Annotated in this window: 20 protein-coding genes, 1 tRNA gene and 2 pseudogenes; 6 read left to right on the top strand and 17 right to left on the bottom strand. The window is 65.8% G+C overall.

The features are described from left to right. Positions 1 to 73: 73 nt before the first annotated feature. The gene (dusB, locus tag ACWIGM_RS18925) at positions 74 to 1,093 is read right to left on the bottom strand and encodes a tRNA dihydrouridine synthase DusB (RefSeq protein ID WP_454027497.1); all 1,020 of its coding nucleotides are present in this window, start codon (positions 1,091 to 1,093) and stop codon (positions 74 to 76) included. A 182-nt stretch (positions 1,094 to 1,275) separates the two neighbouring features. On the opposite strand from dusB, the gene ACWIGM_RS18920 reads away from it, so the two are divergent. Both ACWIGM_RS18920 and ACWIGM_RS18915 read left to right on the top strand, forming a co-directional pair. Next, positions 1,276 to 2,469, top strand: a complete 1,194-nt coding sequence (locus ACWIGM_RS18920; protein WP_454027496.1) for a bifunctional 2-C-methyl-D-erythritol 4-phosphate cytidylyltransferase/2-C-methyl-D-erythritol 2,4-cyclodiphosphate synthase — start codon at positions 1,276 to 1,278, stop codon at positions 2,467 to 2,469. 4 nt (positions 2,470 to 2,473) lie between these two features. Next, positions 2,474 to 2,971, top strand: a complete 498-nt coding sequence (locus ACWIGM_RS18915) for a CinA family protein (RefSeq protein WP_454027495.1) — start codon at positions 2,474 to 2,476, stop codon at positions 2,969 to 2,971. Between the two features lie 17 nt (positions 2,972 to 2,988). Here the strand turns inward: ACWIGM_RS18915 and ACWIGM_RS18910 are convergent, their stop codons facing one another. The 15 genes from ACWIGM_RS18910 to ACWIGM_RS18840 form a co-directional block, all read right to left on the bottom strand. After that, entirely contained in the window at positions 2,989 to 5,100 is a 2,112-nt protein-coding gene (locus tag ACWIGM_RS18910; RefSeq protein WP_454027494.1) for a fused MFS/spermidine synthase, read from the bottom strand. Between the two features lie 48 nt (positions 5,101 to 5,148). Then, positions 5,149 to 5,619 carry a type II toxin-antitoxin system RatA family toxin gene (locus ACWIGM_RS18905; protein ID WP_454027493.1) on the bottom strand — a complete coding sequence of 157 codons (471 nt, stop codon included), beginning with the start codon at positions 5,617 to 5,619 and terminating at the stop codon, positions 5,149 to 5,151. Between the two features lie 14 nt (positions 5,620 to 5,633). After that, entirely contained in the window at positions 5,634 to 6,632 is a 999-nt protein-coding gene (gene lipA / locus ACWIGM_RS18900; RefSeq protein ID WP_454027492.1) for a lipoyl synthase, read from the bottom strand. A 95-nt stretch (positions 6,633 to 6,727) separates the two neighbouring features. Further along, a complete protein-coding gene (locus tag ACWIGM_RS18895) occupies positions 6,728 to 7,003 on the bottom strand; it encodes a GlsB/YeaQ/YmgE family stress response membrane protein (RefSeq protein ID WP_454027491.1) in 276 nt (91 codons plus the stop codon). A gap of 72 nt (positions 7,004 to 7,075) precedes the next feature. Further along, positions 7,076 to 7,411: a GlsB/YeaQ/YmgE family stress response membrane protein gene (locus ACWIGM_RS18890; protein ID WP_454027490.1), complete on the bottom strand. Its 336-nt coding sequence runs from the start codon at positions 7,409 to 7,411 to the stop codon at positions 7,076 to 7,078. A 46-nt stretch (positions 7,412 to 7,457) separates the two neighbouring features. After that, positions 7,458 to 7,706: a GlsB/YeaQ/YmgE family stress response membrane protein gene (locus ACWIGM_RS18885; RefSeq protein ID WP_454027489.1), complete on the bottom strand. Its 249-nt coding sequence runs from the start codon at positions 7,704 to 7,706 to the stop codon at positions 7,458 to 7,460. 73 nt (positions 7,707 to 7,779) lie between these two features. Further along, positions 7,780 to 9,219, bottom strand: coding sequence for a dihydrolipoyl dehydrogenase (lpdA, locus tag ACWIGM_RS18880; protein WP_454027488.1), 1,440 nt, complete (start codon positions 9,217 to 9,219; stop codon positions 7,780 to 7,782). Between the two features lie 74 nt (positions 9,220 to 9,293). Continuing rightward, on the bottom strand, positions 9,294 to 9,986 hold the full coding sequence (locus tag ACWIGM_RS18875) for an SGNH/GDSL hydrolase family protein (protein ID WP_454027487.1): 693 nt from the start codon (positions 9,984 to 9,986) through the stop codon (positions 9,294 to 9,296). Then, entirely contained in the window at positions 9,983 to 10,570 is a 588-nt protein-coding gene (locus tag ACWIGM_RS18870; RefSeq protein ID WP_454027486.1) for a hypothetical protein, read from the bottom strand. The genes ACWIGM_RS18875 and ACWIGM_RS18870 overlap by 4 nt, the downstream gene beginning before the upstream one ends. A 140-nt stretch (positions 10,571 to 10,710) precedes the next feature. Beyond that, positions 10,711 to 11,151 (bottom strand): hypothetical protein, encoded by a 441-nt coding sequence (locus ACWIGM_RS18865; RefSeq protein WP_454027485.1) that lies wholly within the window; start codon positions 11,149 to 11,151, stop codon positions 10,711 to 10,713. Positions 11,152 to 11,180: 29 nt separating this feature from the next. Next, positions 11,181 to 12,536: a pyruvate dehydrogenase complex dihydrolipoamide acetyltransferase gene (locus ACWIGM_RS18860; RefSeq protein ID WP_454027484.1), complete on the bottom strand. Its 1,356-nt coding sequence runs from the start codon at positions 12,534 to 12,536 to the stop codon at positions 11,181 to 11,183. Between the two features lie 460 nt (positions 12,537 to 12,996). Next, complete coding sequence (locus ACWIGM_RS18855; protein WP_454027483.1) at positions 12,997 to 14,403, bottom strand: pyruvate dehydrogenase complex E1 component subunit beta; 1,407 nt, start codon at positions 14,401 to 14,403, stop codon at positions 12,997 to 12,999. A 67-nt stretch (positions 14,404 to 14,470) separates the two neighbouring features. Continuing rightward, positions 14,471 to 15,556: a pyruvate dehydrogenase (acetyl-transferring) E1 component subunit alpha gene (pdhA, locus tag ACWIGM_RS18850; RefSeq protein ID WP_454027482.1), complete on the bottom strand. Its 1,086-nt coding sequence runs from the start codon at positions 15,554 to 15,556 to the stop codon at positions 14,471 to 14,473. A gap of 288 nt (positions 15,557 to 15,844) precedes the next feature. Further along, complete coding sequence (locus ACWIGM_RS18845; protein WP_454027481.1) at positions 15,845 to 16,207, bottom strand: FtsB family cell division protein; 363 nt, start codon at positions 16,205 to 16,207, stop codon at positions 15,845 to 15,847. Beyond that, positions 16,191 to 17,297, bottom strand: a complete 1,107-nt coding sequence (locus ACWIGM_RS18840) for a hypothetical protein (RefSeq protein ID WP_454027480.1) — start codon at positions 17,295 to 17,297, stop codon at positions 16,191 to 16,193. Before ACWIGM_RS18840 ends, ACWIGM_RS18845 begins: the two co-directional genes overlap by 17 nt. An 81-nt stretch (positions 17,298 to 17,378) precedes the next feature. On the opposite strand from ACWIGM_RS18840, the gene ACWIGM_RS18835 reads away from it, so the two are divergent. The 4 genes and pseudogenes from ACWIGM_RS18835 (at position 17,379) to ACWIGM_RS18820 (ending at position 19,147) form a co-directional block, all read left to right on the top strand. Beyond that, a tRNA-Lys gene (locus ACWIGM_RS18835) sits at positions 17,379 to 17,453 on the top strand. 163 nt (positions 17,454 to 17,616) lie between these two features. Next, positions 17,617 to 17,946 (top strand): annotated as a pseudogene (locus tag ACWIGM_RS18830) (redoxin domain-containing protein); the annotation flags it as partial. A gap of 11 nt (positions 17,947 to 17,957) precedes the next feature. Further along, positions 17,958 to 18,128, top strand: a pseudogene (locus ACWIGM_RS18825) (peptide-methionine (S)-S-oxide reductase MsrA); the annotation flags it as partial. 245 nt (positions 18,129 to 18,373) lie between these two features. Further along, positions 18,374 to 19,147, top strand: coding sequence for an SDR family NAD(P)-dependent oxidoreductase (locus ACWIGM_RS18820; RefSeq protein ID WP_454027479.1), 774 nt, complete (start codon positions 18,374 to 18,376; stop codon positions 19,145 to 19,147). A gap of 138 nt (positions 19,148 to 19,285) precedes the next feature. On the opposite strand, the gene ACWIGM_RS18815 is transcribed toward ACWIGM_RS18820, so the two are convergent. Next, a complete protein-coding gene (locus ACWIGM_RS18815) occupies positions 19,286 to 20,299 on the bottom strand; it encodes a proline racemase family protein (protein WP_454027478.1) in 1,014 nt (337 codons plus the stop codon). Positions 20,300 to 20,315: the final 16 nt, after the last annotated feature.

The raw sequence follows: 20,315 nt of genomic DNA, 5'->3' as shown, positions 1-20,315 counted from the left end.
TCGTACAAGGCTTCGTGCTGCCCCTCCGCGCCATCGTTGAACATCGCCATCGTCATAGGCAGGGCTTTCATGGTCAGGCGGCGGCGCCGAGATGATCGGTGGAAAACAGCTGTGCGAGCGCCGCGATGGCGCGCGCAGGCTCATTCGTGGTCAGCAACTCGCGGCGCGCGGTTTCGTCGGTCTCAAGTCCGCTGGCGAGCGCTTCGTCGGCATAGGCAGCCAGGTGCTTGCGGGCGTGACGAACGCCTGTCTCCCGCCCCATCAGCGAGAGCAGGCCCTCGTAGTGCTCGCGGGCAATCTCATGTTTGGCGGCGAGTGAAATCTCGATTTGCTTGCGCCCTGCGAGTGCGGCCCCGATCGCGCCTGGCAGCCAGGGCCGGCCGAGTGCGGCGCGCCCGACCATGACGTAATCAGCTCCCGACTGTTCCAGGCAGCTGCGGGCCTCGTCGAGCGTGCCGATATCGCCATTGGCGACCAAGGGGAACACGCCCTCAGCCCGAACCGGCCGGATCGCCGCCCAATCAGCCTCGCCCTTGTAGAATTGCTGGCGTGTACGGCCATGAACCGTGATCGCGGCCGCCCCGGCTGTGACAGCCCGGCGCGCCAGCTCCGGCGCGTTGCGGCTGGCGTCATCCCAGCCGAGCCGCATCTTGACCGTCACCGGTACCTTCACGGCCGCGACCACGGCTTCGACCAGGCCGACCGCATGATCGAGATCGCGCATCAGCGCCGAACCAGCCCAGCCGCCGACCACGCGCTTCGCCGGGCAGCCCATGTTGATGTCGACGATGTCGGCACCCGACGCTTCCGCGACCTGCGCGGCCTCGGCGAGCCAGCGCGCCTCGCAACCGGCGAGCTGAACGACATGTGGCGTGACACCGGCCCCCTCGGCCCGCAGCCGTGCCTCCTCGCTACCGCGCACGAGTTCGTCGGAGGCGACCATCTCGGAGACAACCAGCCCGGCGCCGAAGCGCGCAGCGATCCGGCGCATCGCGAGGTCCGTCACGCCCGACATCGGCGCGAGGAAGACACGCGACGCTGGCAGCAATCCGCCGATCGCGGCTCCTGCGCCTGAATTTGAGGCAATCTGCATTCTGCTGATTTATTGGACAAATGCTGCGATGCGCAAGGGAATTTCGCGACATATTGCAATGCAATATCGACATCCACGCTCGGGGGTGATCGCCGCAAGGCCGCGATCGCAACGCTGACGGCTTGGCGGCGGAGCCAGGCCGTCCTATCAGCGAGACCTTGATATTGGAGCCACGAGGATCGATGACGCCGGCTGTCGCAGCCCTGATCGTTGCCGCCGGACGCGGCCTGCGTGCCGGCGCCGAAGCGCCGAAGCAATATCGCCAGCTTGGCGGCGCGCCGGTTTTGTGCCGCACGCTCGCGCCATTCTTGGCCGAGAGCCGGATCGGGACCGTGATGGTCGTGATCGGCCCCGGCGACGACGCCCGCTACGACGAGGCGCTCAGCCAGCTTCCAGAGAATCTGCGCGCCCAGCTCGTCGCACCGGTCGAAGGCGGCGAGACCCGCCAGGATTCGGTGCGCGCAGGATTGGAGGCACTGGCCGCTTCCGGCTTCGCCGGCACGGTACTCGTCCATGACGCGGCGCGGCCCTTCGTCTCGCCCGCCCTGATCGAACGGGCGTTCGGCGCCAGTGCAGGGCATGCGGCCGCGATCCCGGCGCTCGCCGTCACCGACACCGTCAAGCGAGTCGATTCCTCCGGGCTGATCGACGAGACCCTGCCACGCGAACAGCTGGTTTCGGTGCAGACGCCGCAAGTCTTCGACTTCAGCGCCCTGCTCGATGCGCACCGAAGCGCTCATGCTGCTGCAGCCGGCGGCTTCACCGATGATTCCGCCATCATGGAATGGGCCGGCCACCGAGTCGCGACCTTCCCGGGAGATCCGATGAACCTGAAGCTGACCTATCCGGGCGATTTCGAGTTGGCCGAGCAGCGTCTTGCCCGCCCGCTCGTGACGCGTACCGGCACGGGCTACGACGTCCATGCCTTTGCCGAAGGTGATCATGTCTGGCTCGGCGGCGTCCGCATCCCGCACGGCCGCGGCGTCATCGCCCATTCCGACGGCGACGTCGCCCTGCACGCGCTGACCGACGCGCTGCTCGGCGCGCTGGCCGATGGCGACATCGGCAGCCATTTCCCCCCGAGCGACCCGCAATGGCGCGGCGCCTCGTCAGATCGTTTCCTCGCCTTTGCGGCCGATCGCGTCCGGCAGCGTAGTGGCCGGATCGACCATCTCGACCTGACCATCGTCTGCGAGGGGCCAAAGGTCGGCCCGCATCGCGACGCGATCCGGGCCCGCATCGCCGAGATTTCCGGCCTGCGCCTCGACCAGGTCGGTGTCAAGGCGACGACCTCGGAACGCCTCGGCTTCACCGGGCGCGGCGAAGGTCTGGCAGCGCTCGCCACCGCCACCATCCGCCTGCCCGAGCCGGAGTGAGGCCATGTTCGATCTCGATATCCGCTCGCTCGCTGCCGAACTGCTGAATATCTCACGCGAGCGCGGCATCACTGTCGCGACGGTCGAATCCTGCACTGGTGGGCTCGTCGCCGGGGCGTTGACCGCGCTCTCCGGCTCGTCGAGCATGGTGCTGGGCGGCCTCGTCACCTATTCCAACGAGGCGAAGACGGTGCTGGCCGGCGTTCCGGCCGAGCTGATCGCCGAGCACGGCGCGGTCAGCGAACCCGTCGCGCGCGCCATGGCCGAAGGCGGCCGGGAGCGCCTGTCGTCGCAGCTCGCCGTTTCGATCACCGGCGTCGCCGGCCCGGACGGCGGCAGCGAGGACAAGCCAGTGGGACTGGTGCATTTCGCCTGCGCCAGCGGCGTGCGGACGCTGCATCGCGAAAAGCGCTTCGGTGCCCTGGGACGCGACGAGATCAGGCGCCTCAGCGTGCTCGAGGCGCTCGCCCTCTTGCGAGAGGCGGCGCTGTCGCAAGGCTGAGCGCTCCCTGGATCTCCTCAGTTGGAAACCAGCCGGCGCCAGATCGCGCTGACGATGTCGGCATAGTCGTCGCTCCACGGCCGGGTCGCCCCGGGCCCGATCTGCTCGCGCCAGCCTTGCTTCACGACCGGGCCGGGGTCGACGCCCGGATGCAGGACCAGAGCAACCTCTGGTGCGGTCTTCATCGCCTGCAGATCCTCGGCGGTGCGAACCGGCGTGTTGAGCCAGGTCACCAGCCCCTGCGCGGCAGCTGTTGCCGTCACGACCGAAGCAAGCTCCATGTTCCGGTTCGAGATGTGCAGGAGCAGGCCGCCATTCGACTTGAGCTTGCTCATGTAGAGCGCGAGCGCCTCGCCGGTGAGGAGATGGACGGGAATCGCATCGGAGGAGAAAGCGTCGACGACGATCAGATCAAGCGAGCCGTCACGCGCATCGGCAAGCGTCAACCGTGCATCGCCAACCACAAACGACGTCGCCGGAGCACAGGAGCTGAAGAAGGAGAAGCGGGCGGGATCGGTCGCGATGCGGATCACGGCCGGGTCGATCTCGTAGAAGCCCCAGGCTTCGCCGGCGCGGCTCTGGCAAGCCAGCGAACCGCTGCCGACACCGATGACCGCCACGGCCGGCAAAACGCCGCCATGGGCGCTGCGCAGCGAGTCGACACCATCGACGATGCCGCCGCCGCTGTAGAAATAGGTCAGGGGTTCGGGCCGTCCCGACACCGGCGTGCCATCGTCATGGCGCAGCCGCTGTGCGCCATGGATCGTGCTGCCATGGCCAAGCAGGCGGAAGCGGCCGTCCCTGGTCTCGATAATGCGGTGGATGCCGAAGAACGAGCGTATGGAATCGGTCCGCGACACCTCGCTGAACACGAGGCTGCCAAAGCCGATGATCGCCACCGAGGCGAGCGCGAGCGCCCCGCCGCGCGGCAGCCGAACTCCACTGAATCCCGGACGGCAGAGCATGCCGGCAACGACCAGCAACGGGTATTCGACAACGGAGTTGAACAGCAGCGGCGCGAGCAGCGCTGAGAACAGGCCGCCGAGCACACCGCCAAGCGACATCCACAGATAGAAGCCCGTCAGGCCCGCTGCCGAAGGCCGCAGTCGCGCAAGCTCACCATGGGCCACCATCGCCGTAACGAACAGGATTGTGAGGTGCAGCAGAAGCTGGGGCCCCCAGCCCATATTGACGGCCAATGCCGTCGTAGCCGTGAACACCAGGACAAGGGGAAGCTGCGCACCGAGCATCCAGCTGTGACGCAGCAGCGGCTTACGCTGGAAGACGATGACGAAAGTCAGCAGAAACAGCGCCAGCGGCGCAACCCAGAGCAACGGGCTTGCCGCGACATCCGTCGAGATATGGGCGGTGACCGCGACCAGCAGGCTCGACGGCACGAAGGCGAGGAAAAGCCAATGCAGCTTGCGGCTGGCCGGAACCGGCTCGGCCACGAACGGCGCCATTTCCCGCACACCCGCTGACCGCCCCAGACTCAGGCCGGCGCAGGCGGTGATGCCCGCGAGCAGCAAGCCGAAACCCCATGTCCAGGCCGTGGCCTGCGTCGCCAATCTCAAGACCGGCTCGACCGCGAAAGGATAGGCGAGCAAGGCGAGAAAGCTGCCGATATTGGAGGCGGCATAGAGGAAGTACGGATCGCGTGCATGCTCGTGCCCGGTGCGTGCGAACCAGGCCTGCAGCAACGGTCCATTTGCGGAGACAGCGAAAAAGGGCAAGCCGACCGAAGCGGTGAAGAGCAGCAGGAGCCAGGCGAATTCGCCCTGTTGCGGCGGTCGCTCGAAGCCTGATGCGATGCCGATCGGCAGCGAGGTCGCCAGGACGACAACCATCACGACGATGTGGATCAGGGCGGCGCGCCGCACGCTGAAGCGGCTCACCAGCCAATGGGCGTAGGCATAGCCCGCCAGCAGCATGGCCTGGAAGAAGACCATCGCCGTCGACCAGACGGCCGGCGAGCCGCCGAGTTTCGGCAGGACCATCTTGGCAAACATCGGCTGGATGCCGAAGAGGAGGAAGGCGGAGAGGAAGATGGTGCCGGCAAAGACCGGTAGCGTCACACTCAATCGACGCGCTTCGACATCGGTGCGCGCCGATACCACTGGAGATTCCATGCCGTCCCCCTGCCAGATCAGCGGGACGATGGCATGGACAGCTTAAGACTAGGTGAGTGCGGCCGGGCTGTTTCGCCCGTAGATTGCATCGGCTCGTTTCTCGAAGGCTTCGGCGAACTTGTGGAAGGCCTTGTCAAACATCGCGCCCATCAGCAGGCCGAGCATCCGGCTGGCGAACTCATAGGAGATGAAGAAGCCGATCTCGCAGCCCTTGTCGTGCGGCTTGAAGCTCCAGCGGTTCTCCAGATAGCGGAACGGCCCGTCGACATATTCGACCAGGATCTTCAAATTCGTCGGGTCCAGCGTGACGCGGCTGGTGAAGGTCTCGCGGATCGCCTTGTAGCCGACGGTCATGTCGGCAAGCACCACCTCGCCGCCGCCGTCGCGCGGCGTACGCCGGCGAACCGTCAGCCCCTCGCAGAGCGGCAGGAATTGCGGGTACTTCTCGACATCCGCCACGAGCGCATACATCTCTGCGGGCGAATGCTTCACCCGGCGGGTGCTGTTGAACATCGGCATGGATACTGAGCCGATCAGTTACCGAGCTTGGCCGCGCGCGCCGCACGAAGCTTGGCGAAGTCCTCGCCGGCATGGTGGGAGGAGCGTGTCAGCGGCGTCGAGGACACCATCAGGAAGCCCTTCACATAGGCGATGGTCTCGAAGCTCTTGAACTCGTCCGGAGTGACGAAGCGCATGACCGCATGGTGCTTGCGCGACGGGGCCAGGTACTGGCCGATGGTGATGAAGTCGACTTCGGCCGAGCGCAGGTCGTCCATCAACTGCAGGACCTCGTTCCGCTCCTCGCCAAGGCCGACCATGATGCCGGACTTGGTGAAGATCGTCGGGTCGAGCTCCTTCACCTGCTGCAGCAGCCGCAGCGAGTGGAAGTAGCGGGCGCCGGGACGCACCTTCAGGTACTTGCCGGGGACCGTCTCGAGATTATGGTTGAAGACGTCGGGCTTGGCCGCGACGACGATCTCGAGCGCGCCGGGCTTGCGCAGAAAATCGGGCGTCAGGATCTCGATCGTCGTGCCGGGCGAAGCCTCGCGGATGGCGCGGATGACACGAGCGAAATGCTCGGCGCCGCCATCCTTGAGATCGTCGCGGTCGACCGAGGTGATCACGACATGTTCGAGGCCGAGCTTGGCGACAGCGTCGGCGACCTTGCGCGGCTCGTCATAGTCGAGCGCTTCGGGCACACCGGTCTTGACGTTGCAGAAGGCACAGGCGCGCGTGCAGGTGTCGCCCATGATCATGAAGGTGGCGTGCTTCTTTTCCCAGCACTCGCCGATATTGGGGCAGCCCGCCTCCTCGCAGACGGTGACGAGCTTCTCGGCCTTCACGATCTTCTGGGTCTCGGCCCATTTCGGCGAGCCCGGCGCCTTGACCCGAATCCAGTCCGGCTTGCGCAGGATCGGGTTCTCCGGCCGCTTCTGCTTCTCCGGATGACGCAGCTCCGGCTTCACCTCGGATTTCGGGTTGCCGGCATTGGGGCGCGGATCGCGGTTGAGGAGGTCGAGCACGACGGCCATGGACGGGTCCGTTACTGGCGCCGCGCAGCAGGGCGCGGCCACTCCCGTCTAGCTAATGCCGAAGTGCCTTGCGAGCAACCCGCGCACCGTGGGACTCAGTTGCGCACTGCGCGCCAGACCACGATCAGCAGGCAGGCGCCGGCGATCGCGGCGGTGAGCGTACGCCAGAAACCGAAGATCGGGATCTCCAGCAGTTCGGCGATGCGGCTGCCGACGAAGGAGCCGGCGACGCCGACGATCATGTTGGTGAAGAGGCCGTGGTCGGACGAGGTGACGCGCTCGGCGATCCAGCCGGCGATGATGCCGATCAGCAGCGTCATGAAGAAGCCGTAGCCCGGCGTGCCGAGCGCGGCGTAGATCTGATCGTTCATGGTAATCCCCCTGCCCTCCAAGACCGACCCTGCGGCCGCCCACGACAACGCGCGGCGCGTCCGCTGGTTCCGTCACGCAATGAAACGCGCCAGCAAAACGACCAGGATCGCGCCGATCACCGCCATCGCCATCGAGTCGAGAAAACGATAGCCGGTGCTTGCCCGCCAGCCGGTGACGCGCACGATGCCTTGCCCGACCAGCATGCCGAGCAGGCCGACCACGGCATGGCGCAGGAAGCCGCCGCCACCGACGACCAGGCTGGCGATGAAGCCCGCGGCGGTACCGAAGGCGACAGGTGGCAGCAGCCGGCGCCAGTCGAGCGTGAGCCCCCGCCCCGGCGGCAGAATCTCGACCTTCTCGTCAGGCACGATCTTGTCGGGCTTGGCGGATTTGCGGGCGCGGCTCATCGGGCCGATATGGCCTGCGCCATGCCGGAGTTCCAGCGCCGGGAGATCAGGCGATCAGCCGCGCCAGAAAAACCACGACGATCGCGCCGATCGTCGCGGTGACGATCTGCGAGATCAGCGGATTGCCGATGCCGAGGCTGACACCGAGCGCCTGCAGCAGGAAGCTGCCGACGAAGGCGCCGATCAGACCGGTGATGATGTAGCGGATCAGCCCGCCGCCGCCCATGACGATGCTGGCGAGCCAGCCGGCGACGGCGCCGATGGCGATGGCGACGAGAATTGCACGTAGATCCATGGGTGATCTCCTTGCTATGCCGCTAGGTCATCGCAACCTGGAGCTGAAGCGCGGATGAACGCGCCGGTTCCGCTCAGGCGTTCAGCACCTTGCCATAGGCGTCGAGCACCGCCTCCTTCATCGTCTCCGACAGGGTCGGATGCGGGAAGATGGTGTGCATCAGCTCTTCCTCGGTGGTCTCGAGGTTCATCGCGACGACGAAGCCCTGGATCAGCTCGGTGACCTCGGCGCCGACCATGTGGGCGCCGAGCAGCTTGCCGGTCTTGCCGTCGAAGATCGTCTTGACCATGCCGTTGTCTTCGCCGAGCGCCACTGCCTTGCCGTTGGCGACGAAGTTGAAGCGGCCGACCTTGAGCTGGTGGCCGGCTTCCTTGGCCTTGGCCTCGGTCAGGCCGACGCTGGCGATCTGCGGGTGGCAATAGGTGCAGCCCGGGATCATGTTCTTGTCCATCGGGTGCGGATGCAGGCCCTTGATCGCCTCGACGCAGATCACCGCCTCGTGCTCGGCCTTGTGCGCCAGCATCGGCGGGCCGGCGACGTCACCGATCGCGTAGATGCCCTTCACATTGGTACGGCAGAGCCCGTCGATCGCGATCACGCCGCGATCGAGCTTCACGCCGAGCGCCTCCAGGCCGAGATTCTCGACATTGGCGACGACACCGACGGCCGAGATCATCCGCTCAGCCGTGATCGTCTGCTTGTTGCCCTTATCGTCCTCGACATGGGCGGTGACCGAGTTCGCTGATTTCTCGACCTTGGTGACCTTGGTCGAGGTCAGGATCTTCATCCCCTGCTTCTCGAAGGCTTTGCGGGCAAAGGCGCCGATCTCGGCATCCTCCACGGGGACGACCTGCGGCATGATCTCGACCACCGTCACTTCCGCCCCGAGCGTGCGGTAGAATGAGGCGAACTCGATGCCGATCGCGCCCGAGCCCATCACCACCAGCGATTTCGGCATGGTCGGCGGCACCAGCGCCTCGAAATAGGTCCAGATCAGCTTGCCGTCCGGCTCCAGCCCCGGCAGCGAGCGCGGGCGGGCGCCGGTCGCGACGATGATGTGGTCGGCGGTATAGGTGCCCTCGCCCTTGGCGCCCTTCGGGATCGGCCCCTGTGGCTGCATGGCCGGCTTCTTGGTCGGAGCGACCACGATGGTGTTGGCCTTGGTGAGCTTGGCCTCGCCCCAGATCACGTCGACCTTGTTCTTCTTCATCAGGAACTGGACGCCGTTGTTCATCCGTACCGCGATGCCGCGCGAGCGCTTCACCACGGCTTCCAGATCGGCCTTGAACGTGCCCTCCAGCGTCAGCCCGTAATCCTTGGCGTGCTGGCCGTAATGCAGGATCTCTGCCGAGCGCAGCAGCGCCTTGGTCGGGATGCAGCCCCAGTTCGAGCAGATGCCGGCAAGGTGCTCGCGCTCGACGATCGCTGTCTTGAAGCCGAGTTGCGCCGCGCGGATCGCCGCGACATAGCCGCCCGGGCCGGAACCGATGATGATGATGTCGTAGTCAGCCATGGGAAATGCCTCGGCTCGTTCTGCCCACCGCGGGCAGTGTTGATGGTGCGGGGCAAGGCCCCGTTCGAATTCGTCTACGGGCCTGCGATCCGCAGCGCCGGCCCGCGCGCCGGCAGCGGCAGGCCGAGCAGTCCGTCCACGACCGGCGCAAGCGCCAGGCCGATAGCGCGGGTGTTGTCGGCGTCGAGATGGATGCCGTCCTCGCCGGTCACGGTCGCGACAGCGGCCGCGTCGAAGAAGTTGACGCCGATCTCGTCGGCGATGCGGCGATAATAGGTCGCCAGCAGCGCCATCTTCTCGGGCGCCCCTTCCATGAAGAAGTTGGCCTCGTGCTCGGGATCATCCGGTCGGCGCACGACAGGCGGCGCGACGATCAGCACCTCCGGCACCGGCATGCCGAGCTCGACGGGCGGGCGCTGCGCCACCTGGGCCAGCATCCGCATCGAGCGGGCGACGTCGTAGGGTGCGAGCGAGTGCTGACGCTGGCAGTCATTGGTGCCGAGCATCAGGATGACGAGATCGAGCGGTGCATGGCACTCGATGAAGAGCGGCAGCAGCGAGATGCCGGAGCGATAGGGCCGCAACGGGTCCTCGAGCGCGATCCGCCGCCCATTGAGCCCTTCCTCGATCACCGTGGCGTAGCCGCCGAGCGCCTTCTCCAGCACGCGCGGCCAGCGCACATCGTCGCCATGTCGCTCCGGCCGGTTGGCGATGCGCCCCCAGGTCAGGGAATCGCCGAAGGCGAGGAGGCGGGCCTGACGGGTCATCGCGATACTCCCACACGCTTCTGCAGTGCGGCGATCGTCTGTGCCTCGCGCCCGAGCGGGAACGGCGCCGAACTGCGCGCCGCCAGGCCGAAGACGTCGCCCTTGCGGGTTTCCTTCACTGTCTCACGCTGGCGCGCATAGATGCCGCACTCGAAGCCGCCGCCGCGATGACCCGTAGCCGGGTTGTACGTGTTCGCCCCGTAGCGGAAACAGACATAGTTGAGCTTGACCTGGCCGCGATAGCGCCCTTCCTGCGGATCGTCGATCTCGGCCGAGGCGTTCTCCCAGAGCACGGCGAAGGAGCCGCGCAGGATCGCGTCATTGCCCGGATACCAGAGGAAGCTGTCGCCGTTTGCGGCGATGTACTCGACCTGGGTGCCGTGCTGGGCGCTGTGGGTCAGGACCGTCCGGTCGCCGAAGAACGCCGCGACGATCTCCGGATCGGCCGCCGTGCCCGGCAGCGATGCGCCCCTGGGAGCAGCGTTGCGCGCCGTGTATTCGGCCTGCGTCAGCACCGGCCGCGCTGAAAAGATGTTGCGGGCGCGGCGGAACTGGCTCGATACGCCCGGGCCGAACTCGACCACGGGCGGGCCGTTTGCGGCTGGCTTTGCCAGCTGTTCCGCTTCCGCTGTCTTGGTTGGTGTATTGCAGGCCGACAAGCCGACAGAGAGAGCAGCCACGGCGAGGAGCGCGGGCAATCCGCAGGGAAGGTCGCGGCGCGCCTTCATTGGATGATGGTCCCCAGGCCAAGAGAGTTACCGCGGCTGCTGCGGATTTGCCGGAACGATGACACCGGCGCGCAGCTCATAGCCTGCCCGTTCCGCTGAAGGTCCACGGCAGCGCCGGAGACATCGTGGTAGCCGCCGGACACGCAGACTGCGGGCCCTTTGAGGCCGTCAACTGTCTTCTCGACACTCCATGCGAGGCGCCGGATGCCGCGATCCTGTGCCGCCTGGACCGCGCTTCCATTCGAAGCGAAATAGATGCTGCCCCGCAGATTGCCTTCGCTCGCGGCAAGGAAGGTGCGATCGGCGATCTCACCCCACGTCGCCTTGAGAGCCGGGTCGGTCGGGACCGCCGCTAAGCGCGGCGGAGGCGCGTTCGAGACGCACCCCGCGATCAGCGGACAAAGTCCCAGGAGAACGATGGCGTCTTGCAAACGCATGGTTGCCTCGATCCGACCGGCGGCTGCGCCTACACCAGCATCGCCATCGGCTTCTCGATATAGCCCTTGAAGGCCTGGAGCAGCTCGGCGCCGAGCGCGCCGTCGACGGCGCGGTGGTCGGTCGAGAGCGTCACCGACATCACGGTCGCGACCGCGAGCTGACCGCCCTTGACCACGGCGCGCTGCTCGCCGGCGCCGACCGCCAGGATCGTCGCATGCGGCGGGTTGATCACCGCAGCGAAGTCCTTGACGCCGAACATGCCGAGATTCGAGACCGCCGAGGTGCCGCCCTGATACTCCTCCGGCTTCAGCTTGCGCGCTTTAGCCCGTGCCGCCATGTCCTTCATCTCGTTGGAGATCTGGCTCAGCGTCTTGTGGCAGGCATCACGCACGATCGGGGTGATCAGGCCGCCCGGGATCGACACTGCGACGCCGACATCGGCGTGCTTGTGCTTGAGCATGGCGCCGTCGGTCCAGGAGACGTTGGCGTCCGGAACGGCCCGCAAGGCCAGAGCCAGCGCCTTGATCACCATGTCGTTGACCGAGAGCTTATAGGCCGGCTTGCCGTCCTTCTCTGGCGCCGCGGCATTGAGCTCGGCGCGCAGCTTCAAGAGCGCATCGAGCTCGCAATCGAGCGTGACGTAGAAGTGCGGGATGGTCTGCTTGGCTTCGGTCAGGCGGCGCGCGATGGTCTTGCGCATGCCGTCATGCGGGATCTCCTCATAGGAGCCCGGCGCGAACAGCTTCTTGGTCTGCTCGTCCGAGGGACCGCTGGCGAGCGGCGCAGCGGCAGGCTTGGCGCCAGCGGGAGCGCCAGCCGCAGGAGCCGGAGCGGCTTTGGCAGCGTCGCCCTGCTTGGCGGCTTCGATATCCTTCTCGACGATACGCCCATGCGGGCCGGAGCCCTGGACCTTGCCGAGGTCGATGCCGGCCTCCTTGGCGAGGCGGCGCGCCAGCGGCGAGGCGAAAGGACGATCGCCGGATGCGGGCGTCGCGGCCTGCGCGGCCGGTGCCGGAGCAGCAGCCGGGGTCGGGGTCGGAGCAGCAGCCGGAGCTGGTTCGCCCGCCTTGCCGTCCGCCTTCGGGGCGGGCTCGCTCGTGGCCGGCGCGGCACTGGGGGCGGAGACGCTCTTCGCATCCTCGCCCTCGCCGGCGATCACGCCGATCACTTCATTGACCGCGACGTCGGCAGTGCCTTCCGGCACGACGATCTTGGCCAAAATGCCCTCGTCGACCGCCTCGACCTCCATGGTCGCCTTGTCGGTCTCGATCTCGGCGATAATGTCGCCGGACTTGATGGTGTCGCCTTCCTTCTTCAGCCACTTGGCGAGGTTGCCCTTTTCCATGGTCGGAGAGAGCGCGGGCATCAGGATGTTCACGGGCATGGCTACTCACCTGCGCTGGTTGGTCGGCCTAAAATTGAACACTCGGTCTCTCTGGCGCTCGACGAAAAGCACTGGAGCACCCGTGCTGGGCTACTCGCCTGCCCGGGTATGGCGACGAGGTAATCGGTGCGGCCGGATGAGTTCCGACATTTCACGCGCCAGTGACTTGATCCGCTTCGCGAATAGCCAAACTGCGTATGGCTGGCGACATCGCAGTTCTCGTTCCAGGCCTTCTTGATGAAGGTCGCGAGTTGGCGATGCCTGGCCGTTTGACCAAGTTCTTTGAACTGAACCGTCGACAGGCCAGCCGGCGAAATCTCGACTCGTTTGGCCTGCCTATTGCTCTCCTCCGGCGACAGTTGCTGCATTCTCTGCAGGCCTGGCGACACACAGGCACCCAAGCCAAGAGTGAGCAACGGGAGCAGGATTGGAGCTCTGGAGGTCAATCGCCTTGCTCCGCTCAGCGATAGCAGACGGCCTTGGCCGCCGCGACGACCTCGCCAACGTTCGGCAGCGCCAGCTTTTCGAGGTTGGCGGCGTAGGGCATCGGCACGTCCTTGCCGGTGACGCGCGCTACCGGCGCATCGAGATAATCGAAGGCCGCTTCCATGATCTTCATGCCGATCTCGGCGGTGACGCCGGACTGCGGGAAGCCTTCCTCGACCGCGACGCAGCGATTGGTCTTCTGCACGGAGGCGATGACGGTCTCGATGTCCATCGGCCGGATCGTGCGCAGATCGATGACCTCCGCCTCGATGCCTTCCTTGGCCAGCGCCTCGGCAGCGCCGAGCGCATAGGTCATGCCGATGCCGAAGGAGACGATGGTGACGTCGCTGCCCGAACGCACGACCTTCGCCTTGCCGATCGGGATCGTGAAGTCGTCGCCCTTCGGCACATCGAAGGAGCGGCCGTAGAGGATCTCGTTCTCGAGGAAGATCACCGGGTTGGGATCACGGATCGCGCTCTTGAGCAGCCCCTTCGCATCGGAGGCGCTGTAAGGCATCACCACCTTCAGGCCGGGCACGTTCGAGTACCAGGCGGCGTAGTCGTGGCTGTGCTGCGCGCCGACGCGGGCGGCGGCGCCGTTGGGGCCGCGGAACACGATCGGGCAGCCCATCTGGCCACCGGACATGTAGAGCGTCTTGGCAGCCGAGTTGATGATGTGGTCGATCGCCTGCATGGCGAAGTTGAAGGTCATGAACTCGACGATCGGCTTCAGGCCGGTCAGCGCCGCGCCGACGCCGATGCCGGCGAAGCCGTGCTCGGTGATCGGGGTGTCGATGACGCGACGGGCGCCGAACTCCTGCAGCAGCCCCTGCGTGACCTTGTAGGCGCCCTGGTATTCCGCGACTTCCTCACCCATCACGAAGACATCGGCGTCGCGCCGCATCTCCTCGGCCATGGCGTCGCGCAGCGCCTCCCGGACCGTCATCGAGACGATCTCGGCGCCGGCCGGGAATTCGGAGGAGGCGTCATAGGATTTCGCCTGCGCCGGAACGCTCGCTGCTGCGGCAGGAGCCGGGCTGGCGGGTGCCTCGGCCGGTGCCGCCGGAGCGGGAGCTTCCGCAGCCTGCGGAGCCGGAGCCGCCTTCGCAGCTCCGCTCGCAGCGGCGGATACATCCTCGCCATCGGCGGCGATCAGACCGATCAGCGTGTTGACCGCGACGTTCTCGGTGCCATCCGCGATCAGGATCTTGGCGAGGACGCCCTCGTCGACCGCCTCGACCTCCATGGTCGCCTTGTCGGTCTCGATCTCGGCGATGATGTCGCCGGCCTTGATCTTGTCGCCCTCGGCTTTCAGCCATTTGGCGAGTTTGCCCTGTTCCATGGTCGGCGACAGGGCGGGCATCAGAATGTCGATCGGCATTTACGCACCCGGAGTTCTGGATTAGCCGCGAGGGCTGAAATGGGCGGGGAGGATCAGGCGCGGCGCGTCAGGCCTGCGCCGGCTCCAGCAGGATGTCGGTATAGAGCTCGGAGACGTCCGGCTCGGGATCATGCGTGGCGAACTCGGCGGCGTCATTGACGATCTCGCGGACCTTGGCGTCGATCGCCTTGAGTTCGTCCTCGCCGACCTTGTGCTCGCGGGTCAGGCGGGCGCGGACTTGCTCGATCGGATCGTGCTCCTCGCGCATGCGCTGGACCTCGTCCTTCGAGCGGTACTTCGCGGGGTCGGACATCGAATGGCCGCGATAGCGGTAGGTCTGCATTTCCAGGATGTAGGGGCCCTTGCCGGAGCGGGCGTGCTCGATGGCGCGGTTCGCCGCCTCACGCACGGCCCGGACGTCCATGCCGTCGACCTGCTCGCCCGGGATGCCGAAGGAGACGCCGCGCTTGGAGAAGTCGGTCTGGGCCGAGGCGCGGTTGACCGAGGTGCCCATGGCGTAGCGGTTGTTCTCGATCACGAACACGACCGGCAGCTTCCAGAGCTCGGCCATGTTGAAGCTCTCATAGACCTGGCCCTGATTGGCGGCGCCATCGCCGAAATAGGCCATCGAGACCCGCCCGTCCTGGCGGTACCAGTTGGCGAAGCCGAGTCCGGCGCCGAGCGAGACCTGGGCGCCGACGATGCCGTGGCCGCCATAGAAGTTCTTCTCGCGGCTGAACATGTGCATCGAGCCGCCCTTGCCGCGCGAATAACCACCGCGCCGGCCGGTGAGCTCTGCCATCACGCCGCGCGATTCCATGCCGCAAGCGAGCATGTGACCGTGGTCGCGATAGCCGGTGATGACCTGATCGCCCTCCTTCGAGGCCATCTGCATGCCGATGACCACGGCTTCCTGGCCGATATAGAGATGGCAGAAGCCGCCGATCAGGCCCATGCCGTACATCTGACCCGCCTTCTCCTCGAAGCGGCGGATCAGCAGCATCTCGCGATAGGCGTGAAGCTCTTCGTCCTTGTTGAAGGTCGGGACGTTCGAAAGCGCCTTGGCCGCACCCTTCGGAGCGCTCTTCGCCAATGCCTTTCCGGCCGCCTTGGCGGGCGCCCCTGCTTTCGTCTTCCGTGCGGCAATGGCCATGAACGGTCCTCCCAGAGCTCTACTGCTTTGGTTGTAGAGGAAGCCCCAGGCCTTGGCGAGACGGGCATCTCGCACTGCAACATTGATTAAGTAGTTGATATTATTATTATTATACGATTTAACCGATTATCGGTTAATCGATCTTTTTGCGACCAATGACGCAACGAAAGCCGGCTCAAAGCCGGCAAGATCCGACTGGGACAACCTGATCGGGCACCCCGTATTCCCGGCCCGATGCATGGGCCGGCGATGCTGGCTGGCACTGGATGTGAGCTGGCGGCAGGGGCCTCAACGCCCCATGACGACGACGTCATTGCGATGGACGCGGCCGAGCATGGCCCGGGCCCTTTCCTCGAGCAGGTCGCGGTCGACGGCCTCGTCCCGCATCAGGCCGAGGCGCTTCTCCCAATCCTGCCGCTCGCTGGTCAGAGTTGCGAGCTCGGCCTCCATCTCGCCAAGCCGCTCACGCAGCCCGCCGAGAGCTTCCAGTCCCCGAGCGCCATGTTGCGCATGGAACAGGAAGTAGCCGACCACGGCGCTCGACACGAGGTAGAGCGCGAGCGTGACAAGGATGGAGCGGAGGCCGCGGCGGATGACCATGGTGCGACGGTAGAGTCGCTTGGTTGACGCGCCGTTAACGAGGCGCGCCAAGGACGGTCAGCACCGGATCGCCCGGAGCAGTTTTGCCCTGCCCCAACGCGATCAGATCGGCTTCAATCCTGCGCGCGATCGGCAACCGGTAATGCGCCGGATCCCAGTAATTCGAATCCTCGCGTGTCAACGCTGAGGGATGCGCGTAGTCGGCGACCATCGCATGCTGACGCGCCGCCAGCGCAACGATCTCAGCCTTGCAGGCCTCAAAGCGCTGCCAGGCCGCACTGCCTTCGCGCGGAAGCGCGCTGGCGTGCACCGGCGGCAGCACGATCAGGCGTCGCGTCGTGGCCGGAAAGGCGGCCAGGCCCTGCTCCAGCCAGGCCAGCGCCGGGAAACGCCAGCTCGCACGCTCCGAGGCCGATATCGCCACGGGCGGCGATTGCGGCGTCAGATCGGGCGCGTGGCCGCCATAGCCGCGATACAGATGAAACCGGGCACGGGCGAGATCATAGGTCGCCTCGGGCGGGGTGAAGACCTCGTAGCCGTCACCACGCAGGCGCTGCGGCTGCAGGCCAAGCCGGTGGGCAGCGAGCCGCAACGCGATCTCGAGCGTGGTGAAATTGAGCTGCTTGGGCCAATCGTTCCAGGGATTGTCGTCGTAAAGCCAGGGCGGGAACGGCCGCGGCGTCAACCGGCGGGCCTCATCGGTCGCGTCCGCCTCGCACCAGGTCTGGTCGATGCCCCAGATCACGATTTTCGGCGCGGCGACCCGGCGTGCGAACAGGCCGGCGATCTGGGCCTGCTCCCAGGGCGTCGCGGCGTTCATGCCGAGATTGGCGAAGCGGGAGGAGAGTCCCGTCGATAGAATCGCCGGATCGAGAAGGCGCAAGGTCGAGGTGCCGATGACCGCCGAATCGAACGCACCCGACCTGACGATCTGCGGGTACATGAAGCGCTGGTTGAGATCCATCAGCGGCCGCGCCGATTGGCCGGCCTGTACGCGCGCGCCATAGGGATCGAGCACGGCGATGAAGCCGAGCAGCGATGTCGCCAGCGTCAAAGCCGCCAATGCGAACGCCTTGCTCCAGCCGCGCCAGCCTTGCTGCGTGCCCGTCGAATCCGCGTCTGTCCCGTGTTCGTTAGCCATCGCCGCGGCTTCTGCCATGACATGGCGGCGGGAACAATGTTGACCGATGCGCGCCACCTGCCTATGTCAGCGCCCCAGTGAGGGCGGGTAGCTCAGTGGTAGAGCACGTGACTTTTAATCATGTGGTCGAGGGTTCGATCCCCTCCCCGCTCACCAACAAAATGAACAGCTTAGGATAATTTCTTAAGCGCTGCGCTTCCCAAAATGCTTCCCATCGGGGATTTTGGGAAGCGTTTTGGCTTGGCCAATTGATTCTTGCAGCCCAGCACGAACAGCCTCCAGAATCTCTTCGCCCGCCCCTATCGTGTACGAAATCGCGATGCGCGCCATCCCTTGCGTCCGGGCTTGAGCGGAGAATTACGCGGATCAGGGCCTCGTCGTCGTCGGTATCCACGTGCCCGCGTTCGCTTTCGAGAAGCGGATCGGCAATGTGAAACAGGCGGTAACTGACCTCAAGATCAACTACCCAGTCGCGGTCGACAACGACTACGCGATCTGGCGCGCGTTCAAGAACCAGTACTGGCCGGCCCATTACTTCATCGACGCCGAGTGCCGCATCCGGCACCATCACCTCGGAAAAGGCGGCTACGAAGAGTCGGAAAAGGTCATCCAGCAGCTTCTGGCCGAAGCTGGACGAGCCGATGTCGCAAGAGGACGCCGCCGGAGCGCGCCTTCTATCCGGCAGAGGCCTACCATCAGGATTTCCTGACACGGCACCCCTCGCATCCTTACATCGTCGTCAATGACACCCCGAAGGTCGAAAACCTGAAACGCTTCTTCCCGGAGCTCTACCGAGCAAAGCCAGCGCTCGTTTCGCAAATGTCGAACTGAGAGGCCGGCCCGGCCACCGCGGCCTGATCGGTTCGGCATCGCGCGGTTGCTCGTGACCGCGCCGACGCACGGCACGGCGGCCCTGTCCTTCGAGCCACCAAACTCGAACCCGCATGGCGCTCCAGGTATCCGGGCACGGCGCAGTCGCTATAGCTGCTCGAACACAGCGGCGACTATACCAAACAAAGCTCGGCCATATGCGCGCGGCGCGATCATGGCGTGCCGGGGCACAAACGGAGAGCCGCATGAGGCATCAGGGCAAGACTGTCATCGTCACCGGCGCCGCACAGGGGCTCGGTCTGGCCTGTGCCGAACGGTTTCATGCAGAGGGCGCGAATGTCCTGCTCGTCGACATTCTCGCCGAGGCCGTCAGGGGTCAGGCGGAACGCCTGGGTGAACGGGCGTCCTGGTGGGCCTGTGATCTCGCCGAGATCTCGCCGACCATGGCCAGGGAGATCGTCGACAAAGCCTGCGCCGATTTCGGCGGTGTCGATATCCTGATCAACAATGCCGGCATCATCCACCAGGCCGAGTTCGTCGATTTTCCCGAAGACATCTTCGACCGCATTCAGCGGATCAATGTGAAGGCCCCGTTCCTGCTCGGCCAGGCCGCGGCGCGGGCGATGATCGCGCAGAAGCGCGGCGGCTCGATCATCAATATGTCGTCGATCAACGCGATCCTGGCGATCCCGAATTCGGTCGGCTACGCCGTCTCGAAAGGCGGCATCAAGCAGCTGACTGCCGTCATGGCCGTCGCGCTGATACCCCATGGCATTCGTGTCAACGCAGTCGGGCCCGGCACGATCATGACCGAGCTGGCAAAGACCGTCATGGCCGACGACGCAGCGCGCAAGGCCGTGCTCTCGCGCACGCCGATCGGCCGTTGCGGCGAGCCTTCGGAGATCGCCAGCGTCGCTTCGTTCCTTGCCAGCGATGACGCCTCCTACATTGTCGGCCAGACCATCTACCCCGATGGCGGGCGGCTCGTGCTGAACTATACCGTGCCGGTCAACGACTGAGCGCAGCGAGCCAGGCAGTAGGAATGCCGGTTTCCTGGCCCGAAGCCATAGTCAGCTATGGCGCACCAAAGACACTTGTTTATTCCAACTGCGAGCGCGCCGAGCCAGCCTGGCTTGGCTGGCTCGGCGTGCCCTCACTTAGGCAACGAGAAATCCCGCATCGACCGGATCGTCGCGGTTGATCGTCCAGCGCGCCGTGCCGAGCAGGCCCGCGGTTCCCTTCACCGTCGGGCGCACTGCGCGGGTGCCGTTCAGGCTGGTCTCGCCGATCAGGCAGCCCTCGAAGGTGCCGGAGCCGAGCAGGCCTTCGGAGCGGATCGGCTGGTGCAGCTTCATCAGGCCGCGCGCTTCATACATCGCCATCATCGCGCTGGTGCCGGTGCCACCCGGCGAGCGGTCGAGCTGGCCGGCCGAGAAGACGTGGACGTTCTTGTAAAAGGCGCCCTCGATCGTCGGCTCGTGCCAGAAGGTGACGAAGTTGAAGTTGTTGATGTGCGCCGAAGCCGGATGCTGGATCGCGACTTTCTGGCGTAGCTGCTCGCGGGCGATGATGCCGAGGCGCGAGAGCTCCGAGCCGTTCTCCGGCGAGATTCTGAGCGAGGTGCCGCGCAGGTCGATGATGCCGAAATAATTGCCGCCCCAGACGATGTCGGCCTTGAGCGAGCCGACGCCCGGCAGGTCGAACGGCACGTCCTGCGCCGCGACATAAGCCGGCACGTTCTCGAAGCGGGTCCAGAGCACGTCCGGCCCGTCATTGGCGACCTCGGCCGTGACCAGCCCGGCAGTGGTCTCGAAGCGGATGGTGGTGCGGCCGTTGGCGCCGCGCCGAACGAGACCGAGCGCGACCATCGCCATGCCGACGGCAATCGTGCCGTGGCCGCACATATGCGAGTACTGGGTGCCGTCGATATAGATCAGGCCGGCATCATACTCCGGGCTCGACGGCGGCGTCAGGAAGACGCCGAACATGTCCTTGTGCCCGCGCGGCTCGCGCATCAGGGCGCAGCGCAGCCAGTCATAGTTCTCCTCGAGGAAGCGGCGCTTCTCCAGGATGCTCGATCCGGCCGGATACGGAATCCCGCTATGGATGATGCAGAGGGGCTCACCCTCGGTATGCGTGTAGACGACGTCGAAGACATTCTGCTGGCGCATGGTCCGCTCCTTGGGA

It is taken from the genome of Allobosea sp. NPDC055332, assembly GCF_053645455.1.
The sequence above is the reverse complement of the archived record's forward strand: the minus strand, read 5'-3'. Positions and strand labels throughout refer to the sequence as shown.